The organism is Streptosporangium sp. NPDC048047, assembly GCF_040653115.1.
GTDB lineage: Bacteria > Actinomycetota > Actinomycetes > Streptosporangiales > Streptosporangiaceae > Streptosporangium.
Genome location: NZ_JBEZNH010000094.1, coordinates 1 through 16724 on the forward strand (window position 1 = coordinate 1; position 16724 = coordinate 16724).

The 16724-nt window shown below is 71.1% G+C and carries 20 protein-coding genes; 8 read left to right on the plus strand and 12 right to left on the minus strand.

The genetic code is table 11. From position 1 onward, the window contains the following. Window positions 1-83: 83 nt before the first annotated feature. Window positions 84-293 carry a hypothetical protein gene (locus AB0D67_RS37765; protein WP_362946843.1) on the minus strand — a complete coding sequence of 70 codons (210 nt, stop codon included), beginning with the start codon at window positions 291-293 and terminating at the stop codon, window positions 84-86. A 230-nt stretch (window positions 294-523) separates the two neighbouring features. Here AB0D67_RS37765 and AB0D67_RS37770 point away from each other — a divergent pair, with 230 nt between their 5' ends. The 5 genes from AB0D67_RS37770 to AB0D67_RS37790 all read left to right on the plus strand — a co-directional run bounded on the left by AB0D67_RS37770 (window position 524) and on the right by AB0D67_RS37790 (window position 4448). Next, a complete protein-coding gene (locus tag AB0D67_RS37770) occupies window positions 524-733 on the plus strand; it encodes a hypothetical protein (protein WP_362946845.1) in 210 nt (69 codons plus the stop codon). After that, window positions 723-1754, plus strand: a complete 1032-nt coding sequence (locus tag AB0D67_RS37775; protein ID WP_362946848.1) for a hypothetical protein — start codon at window positions 723-725, stop codon at window positions 1752-1754. Before AB0D67_RS37770 ends, AB0D67_RS37775 begins: the two co-directional genes overlap by 11 nt. An 80-nt stretch (window positions 1755-1834) precedes the next feature. Next, window positions 1835-2212 carry a hypothetical protein gene (locus tag AB0D67_RS37780; RefSeq protein ID WP_362946851.1) on the plus strand — a complete coding sequence of 126 codons (378 nt, stop codon included), beginning with the start codon at window positions 1835-1837 and terminating at the stop codon, window positions 2210-2212. A gap of 17 nt (window positions 2213-2229) precedes the next feature. After that, window positions 2230-3828 carry a TraM recognition domain-containing protein gene (locus AB0D67_RS37785; RefSeq protein WP_362946854.1) on the plus strand — a complete coding sequence of 533 codons (1599 nt, stop codon included), beginning with the start codon at window positions 2230-2232 and terminating at the stop codon, window positions 3826-3828. After that, the gene (locus AB0D67_RS37790) at window positions 3825-4448 is read left to right on the plus strand and encodes a hypothetical protein (RefSeq protein WP_362946857.1); all 624 of its coding nucleotides are present in this window, start codon (window positions 3825-3827) and stop codon (window positions 4446-4448) included. Before AB0D67_RS37785 ends, AB0D67_RS37790 begins: the two co-directional genes overlap by 4 nt. Window positions 4449-4505: 57 nt before the next feature. On the opposite strand, the gene AB0D67_RS37795 is transcribed toward AB0D67_RS37790, so the two are convergent. Beyond that, on the minus strand, window positions 4506-4748 hold the full coding sequence (locus tag AB0D67_RS37795; protein ID WP_362946860.1) for a hypothetical protein: 243 nt from the start codon (window positions 4746-4748) through the stop codon (window positions 4506-4508). A gap of 233 nt (window positions 4749-4981) precedes the next feature. Continuing rightward, window positions 4982-9679 carry a MobF family relaxase gene (gene mobF / locus AB0D67_RS37800; protein WP_362946863.1) on the minus strand — a complete coding sequence of 1566 codons (4698 nt, stop codon included), beginning with the start codon at window positions 9677-9679 and terminating at the stop codon, window positions 4982-4984. Between the two features lie 409 nt (window positions 9680-10088). Between mobF and AB0D67_RS37805 the strand changes: the two genes are divergently transcribed. Continuing rightward, window positions 10089-10868, plus strand: a complete 780-nt coding sequence (locus tag AB0D67_RS37805; protein ID WP_362946866.1) for a nuclease-related domain-containing protein — start codon at window positions 10089-10091, stop codon at window positions 10866-10868. After that, entirely contained in the window at window positions 10861-11358 is a 498-nt protein-coding gene (locus tag AB0D67_RS37810) for a hypothetical protein (protein WP_362946869.1), read from the plus strand. Before AB0D67_RS37805 ends, AB0D67_RS37810 begins: the two co-directional genes overlap by 8 nt. On the opposite strand, the gene AB0D67_RS37815 is transcribed toward AB0D67_RS37810, so the two are convergent. Beyond that, window positions 11325-12422, minus strand: coding sequence for a 3'-5' exonuclease (locus AB0D67_RS37815; RefSeq protein ID WP_362946872.1), 1098 nt, complete (start codon window positions 12420-12422; stop codon window positions 11325-11327). The two genes, AB0D67_RS37810 and AB0D67_RS37815, sit on opposite strands and share 34 nt — an antisense overlap. 104 nt (window positions 12423-12526) lie before the next feature. Between AB0D67_RS37815 and AB0D67_RS37820 the strand changes: the two genes are divergently transcribed. Beyond that, window positions 12527-12892: an RNase adapter RapZ gene (locus tag AB0D67_RS37820; RefSeq protein ID WP_362946875.1), complete on the plus strand. Its 366-nt coding sequence runs from the start codon at window positions 12527-12529 to the stop codon at window positions 12890-12892. Window positions 12893-12943: 51 nt separating this feature from the next. Here the strand turns inward: AB0D67_RS37820 and AB0D67_RS37825 are convergent, their stop codons facing one another. The 8 genes from AB0D67_RS37825 to AB0D67_RS37860 all read right to left on the minus strand — a co-directional run bounded on the left by AB0D67_RS37825 (window position 12944) and on the right by AB0D67_RS37860 (window position 16106). Beyond that, entirely contained in the window at window positions 12944-13294 is a 351-nt protein-coding gene (locus tag AB0D67_RS37825; protein WP_362946878.1) for a hypothetical protein, read from the minus strand. A 740-nt stretch (window positions 13295-14034) separates the two neighbouring features. After that, the gene (locus AB0D67_RS37830; RefSeq protein ID WP_362946881.1) at window positions 14035-14367 is read right to left on the minus strand and encodes a hypothetical protein; all 333 of its coding nucleotides are present in this window, start codon (window positions 14365-14367) and stop codon (window positions 14035-14037) included. Continuing rightward, the gene (locus AB0D67_RS37835; protein ID WP_362946884.1) at window positions 14360-14569 is read right to left on the minus strand and encodes a hypothetical protein; all 210 of its coding nucleotides are present in this window, start codon (window positions 14567-14569) and stop codon (window positions 14360-14362) included. Before AB0D67_RS37835 ends, AB0D67_RS37830 begins: the two co-directional genes overlap by 8 nt. A gap of 3 nt (window positions 14570-14572) precedes the next feature. Continuing rightward, window positions 14573-14719, minus strand: coding sequence for a hypothetical protein (locus AB0D67_RS37840; RefSeq protein WP_362946887.1), 147 nt, complete (start codon window positions 14717-14719; stop codon window positions 14573-14575). 263 nt (window positions 14720-14982) lie between these two features. Further along, window positions 14983-15117 (minus strand): hypothetical protein, encoded by a 135-nt coding sequence (locus AB0D67_RS37845; protein WP_362946890.1) that lies wholly within the window; start codon window positions 15115-15117, stop codon window positions 14983-14985. Window positions 15118-15250: 133 nt separating this feature from the next. After that, a complete protein-coding gene (locus tag AB0D67_RS37850; protein WP_362946893.1) occupies window positions 15251-15403 on the minus strand; it encodes a hypothetical protein in 153 nt (50 codons plus the stop codon). A gap of 132 nt (window positions 15404-15535) precedes the next feature. Next, window positions 15536-15880 carry a hypothetical protein gene (locus AB0D67_RS37855; protein WP_362946896.1) on the minus strand — a complete coding sequence of 115 codons (345 nt, stop codon included), beginning with the start codon at window positions 15878-15880 and terminating at the stop codon, window positions 15536-15538. Next, window positions 15870-16106, minus strand: a complete 237-nt coding sequence (locus AB0D67_RS37860) for a hypothetical protein (protein WP_362946899.1) — start codon at window positions 16104-16106, stop codon at window positions 15870-15872. Before AB0D67_RS37860 ends, AB0D67_RS37855 begins: the two co-directional genes overlap by 11 nt. Window positions 16107-16724: the final 618 nt, after the last annotated feature.

Below are 16724 nucleotides of genomic sequence, written 5' to 3' on the forward strand. Positions count from 1 at the left end.
AGTCGATCGCCCCGACCCCGTACGGTGCCAGCCATCGCCAGCGATCGTCACGACCTCTGCCGGTACGGGGTCGGGGCGGCCGGTCACGCGGTGCGCTCCCGCACCCGCTCGGCGGGGGCCGGCGCCGCCTCCATGACGGGCAGGGCGCGGGGCTGGTGGGCGTGCCACCTGCTCAGCGCGTGAATCGCGCAGTCCTGGGCGACCAGTGCCAGCGCAGCCAGCGTGACGGCCGTGACCCGCACGGCCCGCGCCAGCCTGCACAGGATCTCCCAGAACCTCCTTATGCCATCCATGATGGGATCACCTCTCCGTGAGGTGGCCCCGCCGGCTTCCTGGACAGACGCCCGGCGGGGCCTTTGCGTCTCTCGGTGCCGTCATCTGGCACCGGAGATCATCAGGCCATACCCTGGTGACGCTAGCCAGCATTACACGCGACTGACACTGTTGCCAACAGTTCCAGCTATGTGCAATGGTGGTTGGCATGTCAACGACTCTTGATCACGCACCACCCAGGAGAAACCCCATGGCCCAGAGGGCACCCGTCGGCCGCCTGCTCGTCTCCCCCGAGGTCGTCGCCGAAGTCGACGCCCGGCGTATCGAGGTGATCGTGGCCGCTCGCCTGGAGCTGACCAAGACCTCCATCCATGACGCTCTCGTCAGGGTCGGGCTGCGGCACATCGACGAGGTAGCGGCCCTGCTCAGAGCTGAGGCGGGGGCACCCGATGATCAGTAACCCGGCGTCCGTGCGCTGGCCCCGGCGCTGGCCCCTGGCCTTACTGGCCCTGCCGGCGGGCGTGGCCACCTGGTCAGGATGGGTCGGCTTAGGGAAGATGACGGGCTTCGGCCCGGTCCAACTTCTACCGGGCATCGCCGACGACATCGAGATCAACTCGGCGGTTACGCTCCCGATCGGCGTAGAGGCGTATGCGGCCTTCGCACTGGCGGCGTGGCTGACCTCCGCGCCGGTCGCCCCCGGCACCCGCAAGTTCGCCCGCGCGTCCGCGCTGGGCGCGCTGGGCCTCGGGATGTTCGGCCAGATCGCCTATCACCTGCTGGAGGTGGCCGGCCGAACGCAGGCACCCGTCCCGGTAACGGTCCTGGTGTCCTGCCTGCCGGTGCTCGTGCTCGGCCTCGGGGCGGCCCTGGCGCACATGCTCCACCGGGATCGCCTGGCGGCCTCCGTCGAGATCCCGGAGAAAGCCCCGGAGGAGACTCCTAACCCCGTCGACCCGGACCCGGGGCGCGGGGCCCGGCCGGAAGATCCTGCCGACGTGCACCCGGAGGTGCACCCGGCTCCGGCCGACCCAGTGCACCCGGTCGACGTGAACCCGGGTGCACCGGGTGCTGCACCCGCACCTGCACCCGACCCGATCCCGGCTCCGCGGCCCGAACCGCTCCCGGTCGGCGCCACGAGTGAACCCGCCTCGGCCGGTGATCCGGTCGAAGTGCACCCGGAGGTGCACCCGGCTCCGGCCGACCTGGTGCACCCGGGTGCACCGGATGCACCCGCACCCGGTGCAGCCCCGTCCGACCTGCTCGCGGCACAGACTCAGCAGGCGCCGAAAGTGCGGATTGCGCTGGGCGTTCTCGGTGAAGACGCGACCGCGGGCGAGGTCTCGGCCTGGCTGTCGGACCGGGGGCACCCGGTCAAGGTGGAGACCATCCGATCAACCCTGCGCCGCGAGCGTGCCCGGCACGCTGCGGCCGCCTCCGGCCCGGTCGCCTCGGTGACCCCGCTCCGGAGACAGAAGTGAACCCGGTCATGTGGGGTCAGCGCCCCGATTGCACCCGTAGCGCTGACCCCGACCGCTCGACCCACGTAGGGAGACAAGCAATGGACATCATCTCACTGGTCATGACCGGCGCCGGCGGCGTCGGCGTCGGGACCGTCCTGGGGGCGATGGTTCTGCGGCCCCGCGTCGGCCCCTGGCGGGCCTCCGGCCCGGCCTGCCCGTGCGCGTCCCGTCCGGCGGCCACCGAGGGGGCCATGGCGGTGGCCATCGCTCCGCACCATGCAGCCCTGACGCATCAACTCGCGTACCAGATCTCCCCCATCCCGACCGTCACTCCTGACAGTCTGGAGTCGGCATATGTCAACACTGCGCGTGGCCTGGTGCCCGTGCTGGTGAACCCGGCCGCGCTGGCTCCCGCCGTACCGGCCGCTGACCGTACGCTCCCGGCCCCCGGCGAGATCGCGGGGGGCTCCCAGTGATGACGGAGATGACGCCCATGCACCCCCTTGCCGACTCCACACCACAGGTCCCCGACCCCTGGGCCAACGTCGACCTGCCGTTAGAACTCCTGATCCCGCTGTCCCTGGCCCTCCTCGTGGCGCTGGTCCTGGCGCAGCTGCTCTACCGCGCGGCGGTGCCCCCGAAGGGCTTCGCCACCGCCTGGGACATCACCCGCCACATGAGCGCCCGCGCCGCCAAGCGGAAGGTACCCATCACCCGGCCGTCCCTGGCCGGCCACCGCCGTCTGCCGGTGAGCCAGTACGCCTACCGGATCGGCCGTTCCGCCTCCCCCTGGATGGTCGTGGCCTGCAGTCCCGAGGACAGCGCGCTGCTGATCGGCCCACCCGGCGTCGGCAAGAGCGCGGCGCTGGCCGACATCGTGGCCGACGCGCCCGGCGCGGTCGTCTACACCACGAGCAAGATCGGCGACTATGACACCACCGCGGCGATTCGCGAGGCGGTCGGCCCGGTGCGGCTGTTCAACCCCCTCGGCCTGGGCGGCGTGCCGTCGACGCTGCGGCACAACCCCGTCAAGGGCTGCCGGGACCTCGACGTGGCCATGCAGCGCGGCGCCGCCCTGCTGTACGGCTCCCGCCGCGGCGGCGAGTCCAGCAGCTTTGAGGACTACTTCCACAGCAACGCCAACGAGGTCTTGCGGGCCTTCCTGCTGGCCGCTGACCTGGGCGGCCTCACCCTGGTCGACGTCCAGCGCTGGGCCAACGACCCCGGCAACACGGAAGCGCTCGCCATCCTGCACCGCTACGGCGCTCCCCGGTCCTGGATCGAGGCTCTGCGGGCTCGCCAGGAGGTCACCGACCGAACGCGGGATGGCATTTTCTCGACGCTGGCCACGGCCTTGTCCTGGCTGTCCGGCCCGGCCGCGGCTCACGCCGTGACCCCGGCCTCCGGTGACGAGATCGACATGGAGGAGTTCATCCTGTCGCGCGGCACGCTCTACATGGTTGGGGAGGACAGCGGGGCCGGTAGCGGGATCGCGCCCCTGTTCACGCTGATCTTGGCTGACATGGAGGCCGCGGCCGTGCGCCTGGCCGACCAGATGCCGGGCCGCCGGCTGGACCCCTGGATGACCTGGGCGCTGGATGAGGTCGCCACCATCTGCCCCGTCCCGCTGGATCGCTGGATCAACAAGTGGCGCGGCCACGGCCTGCTCCTGCTGGCCGGTATCCAGTCCAAAGCGCAGCTGTACGCCCGGTGGGGCCGCGCGGGTGGCGATGCGATCTGGAACGCCGCGGCGGTCACCATGGCGTTCCGGGGCCTCAAGAGCGCCGACGACCTGCGGGAGCTGTCGGAGCTGTGCGGGGAGCGGGAGGTCACCCGGACCAGCGTGCAGCACGGCGCCAATGGGCCGGTCAAGTCCGAGCATCAGGAGTTCCGAGCGGTCCTGCCGCCGCACGCGATCCGCCAGCTCAAGCCCTGGCGGGCCCTGGTCCTCTACCGGGGCGCTCCGCCCGCCATCGTCCGCGTCCGCAAGGTGTGGCGGCGCCGGGACCTCCCGACCCGCGGCCGCCCGCTGCCTGCTCGGTCGGTGACTTCCCGGCGGGCCTCAAGTCCGATCGTCTGGGAGGAACGGTGACGGAGGACGGGGCGCCGCTGGCGCGGCAGCTGCTCCAGCTGCGCCAGGACCTCAGCGCCCTACGCGCCCGCGTCGACCAGCTCCCCGGCCCGGATGCTCTGCAGGAGATGGTGGGCCAGCTGTCGGCCCTGGCCGACCGGGTCAACGCCATCGAGGCCGCGGCCAACGAGCGGCCCGCCAAGGTCCGGGTCTGGGACTGGAGCGCGCTGCTCACCGAGGGCGGTCCGGACGCCCAACGGGCCGGTGAGACGCTGACCGCCTGGGTCAACGCGGTTCTGGGCACCATGTACGGCTTGGTGGCTTGGGAGGCGCCGGACGTCCGGATCCAGCGGGCCAAAAGCGAGGGGCGGACCGTCCGCCTGATCCCGCCGTGCTGGAACCAGCATCACGACCTGATCGCCGAACTCGGGTGGCTCTGCCAGGAGTGGCTGGAGATCTACCGCACGGCCAAGGGCACCCCCGCGCGGGCGGGAGACTGGCACGACCGCTACCTGATGGGGCTGAGGCGGCGCATCGGCTGGTCCTCGGCCGCCACCTGCACGGAAAGCCACCTCGGCCAGACCGCGGCCGCGGCCACCGAACCGCCGCGCTACGACTACGAGCCTCCGCCCCGGTACTGACCCCTGAACAACAACGAGGCCGCGCCCATCGTGGGCGCGGCCTCGTTGCTGTACAGGTCAGTAGATCGTTTCTCCGCCTTCTCCGGTTGCCCAGAACAGGGCGTTCTCGCACCCGGTCAGGTAGCGCAGGCCAAGCTGCTGACGCCATTGCAGCCCTTCGCCGCTCAGGGCCCGCATGCCTTCCTCGGCCCGGCTGGCCTCCCGCTCGATGTCGCGCAGGGTCGGCACCCTGCTGAGCATGTCGCTGGCGACAGGAGACTCCACCCGGCGTCCCATCACCCATCGCAGGGACTCCAGCACGCCGCGGGCGTAGTCCTGGTCCGTGTACTGGGCATTCTCGGGAGCGGAGAAGAACGACCACTGGTCAGCGATCTCCGCCGGGGTACGCGGGCACGGCGGGGCCGGCGGCGTGGGCCGCGGCGGGGCTTGCGGTGCGGAACGAGGCGGGACGCTCATTGGCGGCGGGCCTTCCTGGGGCATTCCACCCCACATGAGACCGGACGGCATATGTTGTTCCCCGCCCATGGTCATCCCTACCTCTCGATCCCCGGGCCCTCGATGACGGGGCCGCCGCGCTCGGCCACCACGGCCATGCTCTGCTCGGCCTCCAGCTCCAGCGCTTGCTGGTGGTAATGGTGATCCCGGGTGATCTCCTGCATGCTGCGCTCGGGCTCGATCTCCCGGCGGGCGGCGCGCTCGGCCTCCAGGCGCTCCTGGACCTCGCGCCGCTCCGACAGCTGGGCCTCGATCTGCTGGCGCAACGTCGGCTCCGCCTCGGCCGTACGGCCGGCCTCGGCGCGCTCGGTGCGCTCGCGGACGGTCGGGGCCTCCGGCTGGACGGTGCGCTGCTGGGCCTCCCACAGCTCCGTCAGCACACGCAGGCTCACCTGCGGCCGCAACTCCTCAATACTGACCTGCGGCGCCGCTGGCGTCTGCTCAGGCTCGCGCGCCGCGGTGATCTCCGGCGCGGCCTGCTGCTCCCGGGCGTCCCACTGCGCAGCAAGGCGCGTGAACGCCTCCCGCTCCCGCTCGCGCTGGCTGGGCTCGCGCCCGGCCTCCGGCTCGGCCTGGCGCTCGACGTCAATCCGCTTCAACGGCTGCTGCCTGCTCCAATGGTCGGCAAGGCGGGTGAACGCCTCCCGCTCCCGCTCGTACTGGCTGGGCTCGCGCCCGGCCTCCGGCTCGGCCTGGCGCTGGGCCTCGGCCTCCGGCTCGGCCTGGCGCTCGGGCTGGTCGACCTTGCGGCGGATCAGCTCCGACAACGCGGCCTCGGCCTGCTCGCGAAGGGCCGCGGTGCGCTCGTACCAGCTCTCCCGCTCGGCGTGGCGCTCCTCGATCGCCGCACCGAGCCCCGCCACGCGCTCGGCCTGGACCCGGGCGGCCTCGGCCTGCTCGCTCAGCCGTACCCGCTGCTCCGGATCGGCGACCAGCTCGGCCTGGGCGCGGGCCAGGGCCTCCTCTTGCTCGTGGGTGCGCCGCTGCTCGGTGACCCGGGCCAGCTCCTCGGCGACGCTCGGCGGCGCCCATTCCTGCTCGCGCTGCCAGATCTCGACCTGCTCGCGCAAGGTGGCGGCGCTGGCCTCGGCAAGGCGCTGTTCCTCCGCCGTGCGGCCCATGGCCTGGTACGCGGCCTCCCACGCGGCGTACTGAGTGACCATGCCCCGGCCCGGCGGCGGCCCGATGACCGTCGACGGCGCCTCCACCTGGTACTGCTCCCGGTACGCCTCCACCGCGGCCACGCGCTGCTGCCACTCGGCCCGCTGCTCCAGGTCCTCCGGCACCGGCCCAAGGCGCTCCAGCGCCCACGCGGGCGGCTCCTGCACCGCGCGCTCGCCGAGAGCCTGCACCCGGGCGTCCATCGCCTCGGCGCGGGCCCGCGCCAACTCGCCGGCGGGGCCCTCCAGATCCGCGGGGGTGCGCTCGACCCAGCTCGCCCCGGCGGGCTCCCGCTCCGGCGTCCGGGTCTTCAGCTGCCGGTCGATCCGCCAGAACAGCAGAGACGGGACCTTATCGACCGTGTCCGCCGCGCCAAGCCCGTCCGACCCAAGCGCGTCGGCGACCAGCGCCCGCGCGTCATGGCCGGCTAGCTCGGCCGCCCACAGCTGCCGATAGACGGTGCTGGGGTCCTCGACCCGCAACCGCTCGTACAGCTCCTCACCCAGCGACTCCGCCAGGATCTCCTGGTGCTTGGTCCGCTGGTGCTGCTCAACCAGGTCTTCCCAGACCGGCGCGTGCGCGCCAAGGGACTCGATCCACTCCAGCTCGGTCCGTAGCGTCTCGCTGGCCGACCGCTCCGCCCCGGTGTTGGCCAGGACCCCGGCCAGAACTGACAGCTCCTCCTCGTCGCGCTCAAGGCCGACGAAAAGGAAGTTCTCCAACGATCCGCGCGTGGCCTCCACATACATCTGCTCGCGCGTCGCGGCTGAGGTGACCAGGCCGTATCCAACCTTGACCGTGTCGCCCTGGACGCTGTGAATGGTCCCGGCGTACCCCAGCGTCACATGCTCGGCCACGTAGTCCGCGGGCAGCGTGACCCGCCCGGCCGTCTGCTCCGCGCCCTGCTCGTCGCGGCCGGTGACCCGGTCGACCGTCAGCGATCCGTCCGCGCTCCGGCTGGCCACCCGGTACAGGTAGCGGTTGAAGACCGCCATCCCTGCGGAGTCGGTCAGGTTGTTGATGTTCTCCCGGGTCTGGATGAGGTCGCCGACCCCGGCCAGCGTGCCGTTGGCCAGCTCGACCCCGGCGGCCTCGACCTTCCCCAGTGCGGCCAGCTCAGCGCGGATCGCCGCTGACAAGTTGGTGGCCTGCTCCTCGGTGCTGGTCATCACGACGCTATGCACGCCGCGTAGCTGGTCAGCGACGTAGCTCCGCTGGATCGCCGCGGCCATCTCCTCGACGGTGCCCGACTGGATCCGGCCCCGGATCCGGTAGGCGTCCAACGCGTGAACCCGGCCTTCACGCAGTCCGAGGGACGCGCGGGCCTCCCACTCGCGGACCGTGCCGTCCTCGTCCCGGAACCGTCGCACGGTGTCCAGCTGCAGCGCCTCGCCCATCCGTGCGAGCTCGCGGAACAGGCCGCCGGCTTCCACGGCCGCCAGCTGCGCGTCATCGCCGCACAAGACCAGCTTGCCGCCGACCGCCTCGACCATCTTGGAGATCTGCACGATGTGCTCGGTAGAGGCCATGCCCGCCTCGTCCAAGACGACCATGTCCCCGGGCCGGAGCGCGAACAGGTCAACCTCGTGACGAGGGCCCTGGCCCTTGGCGCGCATGAGGAAACGGTCAATGTTCATCGCCAGCGTGAGGCCCTGAGCCTGCAAGACCTGGGCGGCCTTTGAGCTGGGCGCAAGACCGATCACGCGGCGGCCGGTGGCCTCCCAAGCGCGGGCAATCGTCCCCTGTGCAGTGCTCTTACCGGCGCCTGCCGGGCCCACCACAACGTCGATCGGGCGGGCATCGCCCAACACCCCGGCCACCACGTTGGCCTGATCGTCCCCCAGGGGCCGGCCGCCCTGCGCGGCCTCCTCCAGCGCGTCGGCAATCGCGGCCTGGCTGAGCGCCAGCGCGCCGCGCGCCTTCGCCCGGGAGATGACCCGCTGCTCAGCGTCCAGATACGCCAGCGTTGCGTAACGCTCGCCGTGGCTCGGCTGGTAGACGCTGCGGCCATCGGCCCGGCGAAACTCCTCCGGAACCGGAATCAGCTCCATGCCCTGGACCATGACTACGCCATACCGGCCAGATAGGGCCTCGTCGGCCAGCTCCTCCAGCAACGCCGTGGTGTAACCCCGCTGGGCCAGCACGCTCGGACCGAGCCGATCGGGCAAGACCTCGTTGATGGCGAACATCAGATCGGCCCGGGTCCACGTCGACCGCTGCGACTGGACACGTTCGATGGCCTGACCGATGACAACGTGCCGTTCCCACCGGTCGGCATCGCCGCGGCCGCGGGCGTCGATCGCCGCGGCCTCGGCCCGCTCGGCCATCGCCGCAAGCGTGGTCTTCAACCGCTGGCCGACCATCGTTTCCCACTGGCGTAGTAGCTCGCTTTCCGAGCCGATCGGCTTCTTACGCTCGCGGGTGATTCGGGCGGCGTCCTGCTGCATGAGCGTCCGCGCATACGGGCTCGGCGCCTGGCCAGTGCGCGCCTCGTACTCGGCCGCCCACTTCTCAACCTTCTTCGACACCTGCGCGGCCCGGGTGGACAGCGCCGCGCGCTCCTCCTCGCTGATGCCGACCAGCTCGCGGGCCTTGCCGTCCGGCCGCAGCCGGTAAGCCACCGGGAACTCGGCCTCCATGCGCTGCTCAAAGCCCCGCTCATAGATCGCGGCCGCGGCCCGCTGCGCCCGATACAGGCTGGCCCCGTCCAGCGCCCGCCACTTCTCCGTCCCGTCCTCGGTGACGGTCCTGACCCGGTTGAGCACAAGGGCGTGTGTGTGGAGCTGCGGTTCCCCCTCGCGGTTGGTCTGGTGGTCCCACAGGCTCATCACCCACTCATGGGCGTCGACCCACCGGCCCACCGAGGGGCGCCCGTCCGGCGCCTTCCCGTGGTGGCCGGCCCGCGCGTACCCGGCCTCCTGCTGGAAGTACTCCAGCGCCTCGGCCACGGCCTCCCGGTGGATCTCCCGCATCCGCTCGGCCTCGGCCCTACGCTCCGACGCGATCAACCCCGCGTAGTAGACGCTGCTGCTCTTGCTGGGCGAAAAGGTGACGTCGTAGAAGTTGCGGGCCTTCGGCGTGGCCTTCGCGGCCTCCTCCAACTCGATCGCCCGGACCCTCTCCTGGTCCAAGTCGACGTTGACCCGCTCGGCCTTCACCCGGGCCTTGACCCGCTCCTCCAAGGTCTTGAACCGATACCCCCGGCCGCCCAAGCGGGCCGCCGCGGCGGCGGCCTCCAGCTCGGCCGCGGCCGCCGCGCCGGTCAGCCCCTCAGCCGCGATCCGCTCCTCGGCCGTGGCCATGAACGCCTCGAACGCCACCGGGTTCGCCATCTGACCGAAGACCGCTTCGGCGTCCTTCTCCCGGACCGGGGCGCCGGCCTCCAAGCCCAGCAGCGCCGCACCGGCCCCGTGCCAGACCCCGACCGGATTGCCCTCCTGCCCCTTCACGAAGTACTGCTCAGGGCCCACGCCGTGCTCCCCGCGCAGCCCGTGGTCATGGCCGCCGCACCCCTCACCGCGCGTGAAGTAGAGGATCCCCTCTGCCCCCGCGAACGCAGTGATCTTGACGGTCATAGCTACAACTCTACAAGATCAAAACACACCAGTACATCTAGATGCATAGGTACATTGCCCTTAAGGTTGTCACTGGGGAAACACCCACTGGCAAGAACTGACCAACTGGCAGCACTCCCGAAGGAGATCACTCAGAGTGGTACCCGAGGGGTTGAGATCACCGAAGTCCGAGGGTTGATCACCGTTAGGAGTTGGGATCATGTCGGTCTACCTGATGACGTGCGGAGCCTGCGGCGGGGAGCTGGAAGTCCCGCGCGGGACCGAAACGATCACCTGCCCCGGGTGCGGCGGCGATCGCTACATCGGCGATGCGGAGTTCTGGGCCGCGGTCCCTCGCTCCCGCTCCGCCAGCTGACGCTGGCCACCTCCACGAAGACCTGCCCCCGCCCCCTGCCCTCGGAGGTCGATCGTGTTCCGTCCCCCCGCCTCCGGCGCCGGTGCCTCGGCCTGGGCCCGCTACCGGGAGGAGATGGCGCGCGGCCGCCGGCGCCGCGTGGTGGTGCGCGTCCTCCTGGCGGCGGCCGCGGCCGCCGCGGTGGCCGTGCTCATCGACTGGCGCGTGGGCCTGGTCGCCGGTCTGCTCGTCGCCCTGGCCGACGCCGTCTACCGCTGGCGTACCCACGAGGCGGTACGGACCTGGCGCCGCGGCGCCCTCGGCGAACGCCGCACGGCCCGCGCCCTGCGCCGCCTGGAGCGAGCGGGCCACCTGGTCCTGCATGACCGCGCCCTGCCCCGGGGCAAAGCCAACGTGGATCACCTCGTCGTCGGCCCGTGCGGCGTGTTCGTCGTCGACTCCAAGAACTGGAACCGCGACCGCCGAGTCACCCGGCGCGGCCGCTACGTCCACGTAGGAACCACCTGGGGCGACAACGTGACCAAGTCCGTCGTGTATGAGGCCCGGTCGGTCGCTGCGGCCCTCCGCGCGGCTCTCGGGGCTCCGGTAGAGGTCGTGCCCCTGCTCGCCGTCCACGGCCCGCATGTGCCCCTGCGCGGGATGGCCGTGGGGCCGGACCGGGTCCGGATGCTGCGCGCCTCGATGGTGGCCGGCTGGATCCTCCGCCAGGGAACCCGCCTCGACCCCGTCGCCCTGGCGCAGCTGCAGCGCCTCACCGAGAGCCTGTTTCCCCCGTACGTCGACGGGGGTTCCACAAATCCGACCGCGAATGAGGAAGATCGGCGCCGTGGGTAAGAGCCAGACGAACCGGGCCGCGGCCGCGGCTGCGCGAGAGCTGGCCGCCACGGTCACCAGCTGGGCGACGTCGGCCCCGCCGGTCGGCACGGCCCGGTATGGCTCGCTGTACGGCCTGCTGCTCGACGTCGGCGAGTCCTTCACTCCGGCGCCGCGGCCGGCCGACGTCGTCGCCGGGGCCATGGGCTTCTGCTACGCCAACGCGGTCACCGCCGCATCGCTCCCGGGCTGGGCTTACGTGGAAGGGCTGGCCCTGCTCGATACGGGTGGCACTCGGCTGCCGGTGCCGCACGCATGGGTGACGACAGACGGTCATACCGCGGTGGATGTCACCTGGCCGGACGGTAAGGGAGTGGCCTATCTCGGGGTGAGGCTGGCCCCGGCGGCCTGGGCGGGGCGGCCGTTTTGGGACTCCTCCCCGGTGCTCGATGTCCACGCTCGGCCGACCCTGCTGACTCATGGCGTCCCGGGAGACTGGCTGATGCCGTGACGATCGCTGGCGGTGGCCGGCCACCGTACGGGGTCGGGGCGATCGGCGCCCATGGCCTTCGGCCCCGGCCAACGATGGCCGGCGAGCACCCCGGCATCCTCGCCGGCCATCGCCCACAGGCGGCGTAGGACGGCCCGGCAGTCACCAAGGGCGTCGTGGTCACCACGAAGCGGCTGCCAGGTGTAATCCCCCCGGTAGTTGCTCCAATCGCCGTACCAGCAGGCGTAACGCTCCATGGCGCATTCCCACCGGGCCGATCCCAGCCATGCGGCGGCCAGCTGCTCGGCGCGCTCGGCGTCGGCAGCGCCGAAATGGCGCTTCAGCTCCCGGGTCAACACCCCGACGTCGAACGCCTCGTTGTAGACGACCACGCGGCGGCCGTGCACGGCCTCGGTCAGCTGCGGCAGGATCGCGCCGAACGTCGGCGCGGCCGCGGCCGCCGCGTCGGTGATGCCGTGGATCGCCGTGGCCTCGGCCGGGATCGGCACCTGAGGGTTAAGCAGGGTGTCGAGCAGCACGGCGCCGGTGGTGGTCACAACGGCCACAGACACGGCATAGGACCCGTACAGGCCGGTCGTCTCGGTGTCCAGGATCACCGTGGCCGGGTCGGCCAGTACCTCGCGGGCCCATGCGGTCGCCGCGGCGCGATCGTCGACCAGCATCCGCTCGTGCGCCTCAGCCTCAGCGGCGGCCCGGATACGTTCGGCGGCCCGCACGATGGGCCCGCACTCATCACACAGGGCCCGGCTCTGGTCGTTGACCACGCCACGGCGGACGCGGCAGTGGTAGCAGGGGGCGGTGCCCACCAGGGCGCGGCCGGCGGCCAATGCCTCGCGCTGGCGCGGAGTCAGAGGGCGCACCGGGCGGGCCGCGGCGCGCTCATACAGAGGGCAGATGCCGTGATGAGCGCTGTAGTGCAGCCATGCGGCCGGGGCCAGTCCGGCCGTACTGAGGCCATCGGCGCGCAACTGGCGGCGGGTGGCCAGCTGCGGCGGCGCCATCCCGGCCCGGTAGACCGGTAACCCGCCTGCGCCGTAACGGAGCACGGCGGGCTGCTGCGGCATGGTCTTCCCCCTTCGGCGCCGGTGTGGGTCGGGGCCAACGGTTTCCCGTTTCCTCCTGGCTGACATTGTCCCCGCGGCCGCCGACTGCGGGCGAGACTCCGAGCATGACTCTTCAGTTGATCAGCTTCGGGTTCCTCCACGATGTACCGCCGACTGCACATCGGGTGGAAGACCTGCGCGACCGCTACCGGGATCCGGCCGCGGCCCGGCCCATCCTCGACCTCGACGGCCGTGACGGCCGCGTCCAGGCGGTGGTCCTGGCCACGCCCGGCGTCGCCGAACTCGTCGACAACCTCACCGCCTACGCGCTGCTGCCGATCGGCCCGGCCACCATCGCCCTGGGCTGCGCCGGGGGCCGGCACCGCGCGCCCGCCGTCGCCGAGATCCTGGCGGCTCGCCTGCGCGACCTCGGCCGCCTGGTCGACGTCGACCACCGGCACGTCCACCTGCCCCGGGTCCTGACCACCTGAGAGACGGACGGCCCGCCCTCGGACGCGAGAGCGGGCCGAACAGCTGCAGGGTCACCCGTGGATCGGGCACCGCTCCGGGCACGCGCACGCCGTGAACTGAGCGGCCTCCCATGCCTCATATCCCGGGGCACCGATCGCCGGCACCTGCTCGCCTCGCGCCTCCTGCTCGGCGCAGGCCTGGGCCAGATACCGCGTCTCGGCCTCCATCGCCGGGATGTGGTCCTGCATGGCCAGGATCTCGTCTGCAACCGCGGTGATCTCGCCGAGAAAGGCGTCGATGCGTTCGCGCGTCCCGAGGTCCTGGCCGGCGATTGCCGCCCGGATGTCGTCGACCATGTCCGTAGCCGTCCGGGCCGACTCCTGCAGCGCCTCGGCCAGCCGCTTCCCTTCCTCCGTCTCCACCGTTCCCCCTTCCGTCGTGATCCCTCGATACTGCCTCGTGGCTGGTGGGGAAACTGGGCTTCTTGAGACTCGGACCTGCTCCGGCGTCTTTTACTTTGTAAAGCACCCCGGGCGGGAGAGATCGCGCGGGGTCGGCCTCCCTCCGGGGGCCAGAGGGCAGGGGGCGCCCCGCCCCTGCATCGCGACAGGGCTCCGCCGGGGCGGTGTCACGACGCAGGGTGCGGGGCGATCAGCTCTCTCCGGTACGCCGGTCGGTGTAGGTACGCGCATGATCGCGGGGACGGCGTTACTCGTCCCCCAGGGCGGGATGTGTGATCAGCTCTCGTCGGCCGGTACGGCGTTCGCCGTCGTCTGTCCGGGCCGCGCGGCTCTGCGCCGCCGAGTCTGGGCCTGCCGTGCTCTACCGCCGTCCTCACGGACGGGGCAACGTCTCGCTGGCTGACCACTCCAGTTGCGGGTGTTTACCTTCTGAGGGATCGGACCCGAGGCCGAGTGTTTTTAGGAGTCGCAACTCTCCGGACCCTAACCGCGTGTGAGTCCTTCGCGCGGGAGCACTGCCGGGGTATGCTCAGCCCTATCGAGCGTAGACAACTCGAAACCGTAGAGCCCCAGACCTCCGGGTCCGGGGCTCTTCGGTTTCTTCGGCGTGTCGCGGCTACCTGCTCAGCTTCCTAAGGCTGTCGTTGATGACCTTCTCAGCCCTTGTCGGAGTCGATGGAGCGCGCCAGGGTTCGAGGTCGTTACTCATCGGCGAGTCGCCCCCTGATGCTGTTGAACCACGCGCCGAACTCGTCGTACGGGGGCGGCGAGATCATGCCGCCGTAGACCCGCTGATATGCCTCCTGGACGGTGTAACCCATCCCGTCAAGGTGGGCGCGGTCCCTCAGTACCAGGGCGACCGCCAACTGTTCGCCGGTCGACCAGGCGCCGGACGGGCGGCCGTCGTTGTGTCGCTTCGCCCATCGGCATCGTCCGAGGATGTCCTCAGCGAAGCGATCAAGACGGATCATGTCGCCGGCGGCCGCAGTGGCCTTCAACTGGTCCTGGCCCCCGTTGACGTATGCCTCATCCATGCTCGGGCCTCCCGTTCCTCTCGGTGAGCGCGACCCATGCCGGATCGTGCGCGGTCGTGATGTAAGCGTCGATCTCCTCCGGCGGTAGACCCTCGTGCAGACCATCCAGAATCTCCTGGTCTCCGCCGTAGCACTCGGCACAGCCCTTGATGTGGGCGACCATGCGGATCACATCGCCCGCGGTGTACGTCTTCTCGGCCATCGCCTACCCCTGGTCCTGGTCGCCGTGCTCGGGGCACGGCTCGCTTTCGACCGGCATGCCACAGATCCCCTCGGGACCGGTGGGCACCGGCGCGGCGCAGACGTAGCCGCCTACACCCATGTACACGATCCATCGCCCCTGGCGCTCCATGGTTCTCTCCTCCTTCGCAAACGGCCGCCGGGCGTTGCGGGCCCGGCGGCCGTCTTTACCGTCGTCGGCGACATGCGCTCTGCGGCGTCATGGCTGATGCTGTTCGGCTTCTTCGGCCTCGGCACAGACCTTGTGCGCTGGTTGACCGTGGCTGTCGAGTAGGAACGTCGAACGTCGGCATATCCGGCATGGCTCCCGCCGTCCGTCATTCCAGTGCCTACGAGGGTCGTTCTCCTTCTTGCCGGACCAATCGAGGCCCATGGCTACCGCCGGCGGCGGGCGTTCAGATCGACGACCGGCGCGGCCGGGCGCCGTAGCTGCTCGTTCTCGGCGCGGAGCTCGACCAGCTCGCCCAACATCTCCTCGATCAACTTCTCTTCTTCGGTGGGCTTGCTCATCTGACCCGCTCCCCGCAGCTCGGCGTGGACGGGCGGCCGCAGGATCCGGGGGCCGTGCTCTGGGAGCTGCACCCGGGGCAGACATAGATGGGCTTGCCGGTCGCCGGCTGTAGAGGCTGGTTTCCGCTCCTGCTCACGACTTGCCGCCCTTCCCGCCCTGCTGGGCGTCGTAGGCGTCGCGGGCACCGGAGCCGGTACCGGGCCAGCCACTCGCCGGCTCCTTGCCGGGCCCCCAGTTGGCGTGTGGCTCGACGTGAGTAACAGTCGTGGTCTTGGCGTATGCCATGCTGGAACTTCCCTTCTGGGAAGCCCCAGGGACGAACGTTGGTAGCGGTGGTCCCTGGGGCCTTGTCGTGTCTGGGGCGGCTGCCCCGGGCCCGCGCCCGGCCGGTCATCCGGCCGGGGCGGACCCGCAGCCTCAGCCCTCGGCGGTGGGGTCGACCTGGACCGCGAGGTGCCCAATCTCCGCGTGATAGCGGCGGGCGTGCTCGTTCGCTGTGGTCAGCAGGGCCGACATCTGCGCGAGGTGGTCGCCGGCCTTCTGGATCCGGGCCTGCGGGTCCTGGTCCTCGTCGTCGCGCAGGATGTACCGGCTCGGGTAGGTCCTGGTCTGCTCGCGTAGGTACTCGGCCACGGTGCCGGCGGCCCGGGTCACCTCGCTGAGCACCCATCCCGCCTCGTACATGCCGCTTTGGGCTGCGGGTCGCTGCTCGTCAGCGTCGCGGACCAGGTGCCCAAACGCCGTCAGGTCCTCATCGTTCACGGGTCTCCTCCTCCTGGGGCGTGACCTCGCGCGCCGCTTTTCTCCAACGGTTGACCGTGTCCTGGCTGACCTTGCCGATCTCGGCCACGCGCCTCCAGCTGGCGCCCGCCTCCAGCGCCCGCACTGCTGCCTCGCGATGCTCGTTCACCACCTGCTCACGCTTGGCGGTCACCTCGGCGAGGGCTCGCAGGGCCTCGGCCACGCGCTCCTCCTTCAGTGGGTCCATCCTCTTACCTCGCTCCTATATCGTAGCTGGTCGCTACGATACAGGAGCAGTAACCGAATGGCTATCTCGTCGTCACCCCGCGCGGGTCTTCCTCAACAGGAGGGGGCTTCGTGATCCATCCCGTCTGCCTGGGCTCCGCCCTACCGGGCCGGATCGCCGGCGTCGACTCCCCTTCTGGTGTCCCTGTGCCCGGTGCCCTTCCTCGCGCGCTGGTTGCCCTGCCTGCACGGGGGGAGTCGACGCCGGTGGGCCGGTCTGGTAGCCCTTGGGCAGGCAGACGGGATGGATCACGAACCCCCGGCACCCCATCGCACCCTGCGCATGATCGCCGGGCCTTCCCCATCCCGGAGCCTGCCCGCCCGGCGAGGGCATCCAGACCGGCCGAAGGCCGGCTATGCCCCGGAAGGACATGAGCTTTACAGCGTAGATTCCTTGAACGGTGACCGGTGGTCCGTCACCCGAGACGGTGCCGCGCTCGCTCGACGGCCCGGCGGCCGCCGCGGCGCATCCCCTCACCTGCAGCGCCACCGGCTCCCCGGTGGCAAGGCCCGAAGGGCCGCGGCAGTCGATCGCCCCGACCCCGTACGGTGCCAGCCATCGCCAGCGATCGTCACGACC

Excerpts from the sequence above, each read along its gene's own strand:
- AB0D67_RS37765 (WP_362946843.1), bottom strand. The coding sequence starts at position 293 with ATGGATGGCATAAGGAGGTTCTGGGAGATCCTGTGCAGGCTGGCGCGG.
- AB0D67_RS37770 (WP_362946845.1), top strand. The coding sequence starts at position 524 with ATGGCCCAGAGGGCACCCGTCGGCCGCCTGCTCGTCTCCCCCGAGGTC.
- AB0D67_RS37775 (WP_362946848.1), top strand. The coding sequence starts at position 723 with ATGATCAGTAACCCGGCGTCCGTGCGCTGGCCCCGGCGCTGGCCCCTG.
- AB0D67_RS37780 (WP_362946851.1), top strand. The coding sequence starts at position 1,835 with ATGGACATCATCTCACTGGTCATGACCGGCGCCGGCGGCGTCGGCGTC.
- AB0D67_RS37785 (WP_362946854.1), top strand. The coding sequence starts at position 2,230 with ATGCACCCCCTTGCCGACTCCACACCACAGGTCCCCGACCCCTGGGCC.
- mobF (WP_362946863.1), bottom strand. The coding sequence starts at position 9,679 with ATGACCGTCAAGATCACTGCGTTCGCGGGGGCAGAGGGGATCCTCTAC.
- AB0D67_RS37815 (WP_362946872.1), bottom strand. The coding sequence starts at position 12,422 with ATGCCGCAGCAGCCCGCCGTGCTCCGTTACGGCGCAGGCGGGTTACCG.
- AB0D67_RS37820 (WP_362946875.1), top strand. The coding sequence starts at position 12,527 with ATGACTCTTCAGTTGATCAGCTTCGGGTTCCTCCACGATGTACCGCCG.
- AB0D67_RS37830 (WP_362946881.1), bottom strand. The coding sequence starts at position 14,367 with ATGGATGAGGCATACGTCAACGGGGGCCAGGACCAGTTGAAGGCCACT.
- AB0D67_RS37835 (WP_362946884.1), bottom strand. The coding sequence starts at position 14,569 with ATGGCCGAGAAGACGTACACCGCGGGCGATGTGATCCGCATGGTCGCC.
- AB0D67_RS37840 (WP_362946887.1), bottom strand. The coding sequence starts at position 14,719 with ATGGAGCGCCAGGGGCGATGGATCGTGTACATGGGTGTAGGCGGCTAC.
- AB0D67_RS37845 (WP_362946890.1), bottom strand. The coding sequence starts at position 15,117 with ATGAGCAAGCCCACCGAAGAAGAGAAGTTGATCGAGGAGATGTTGGGC.
- AB0D67_RS37850 (WP_362946893.1), bottom strand. The coding sequence starts at position 15,403 with ATGGCATACGCCAAGACCACGACTGTTACTCACGTCGAGCCACACGCC.
- AB0D67_RS37860 (WP_362946899.1), bottom strand. The coding sequence starts at position 16,106 with ATGGACCCACTGAAGGAGGAGCGCGTGGCCGAGGCCCTGCGAGCCCTC.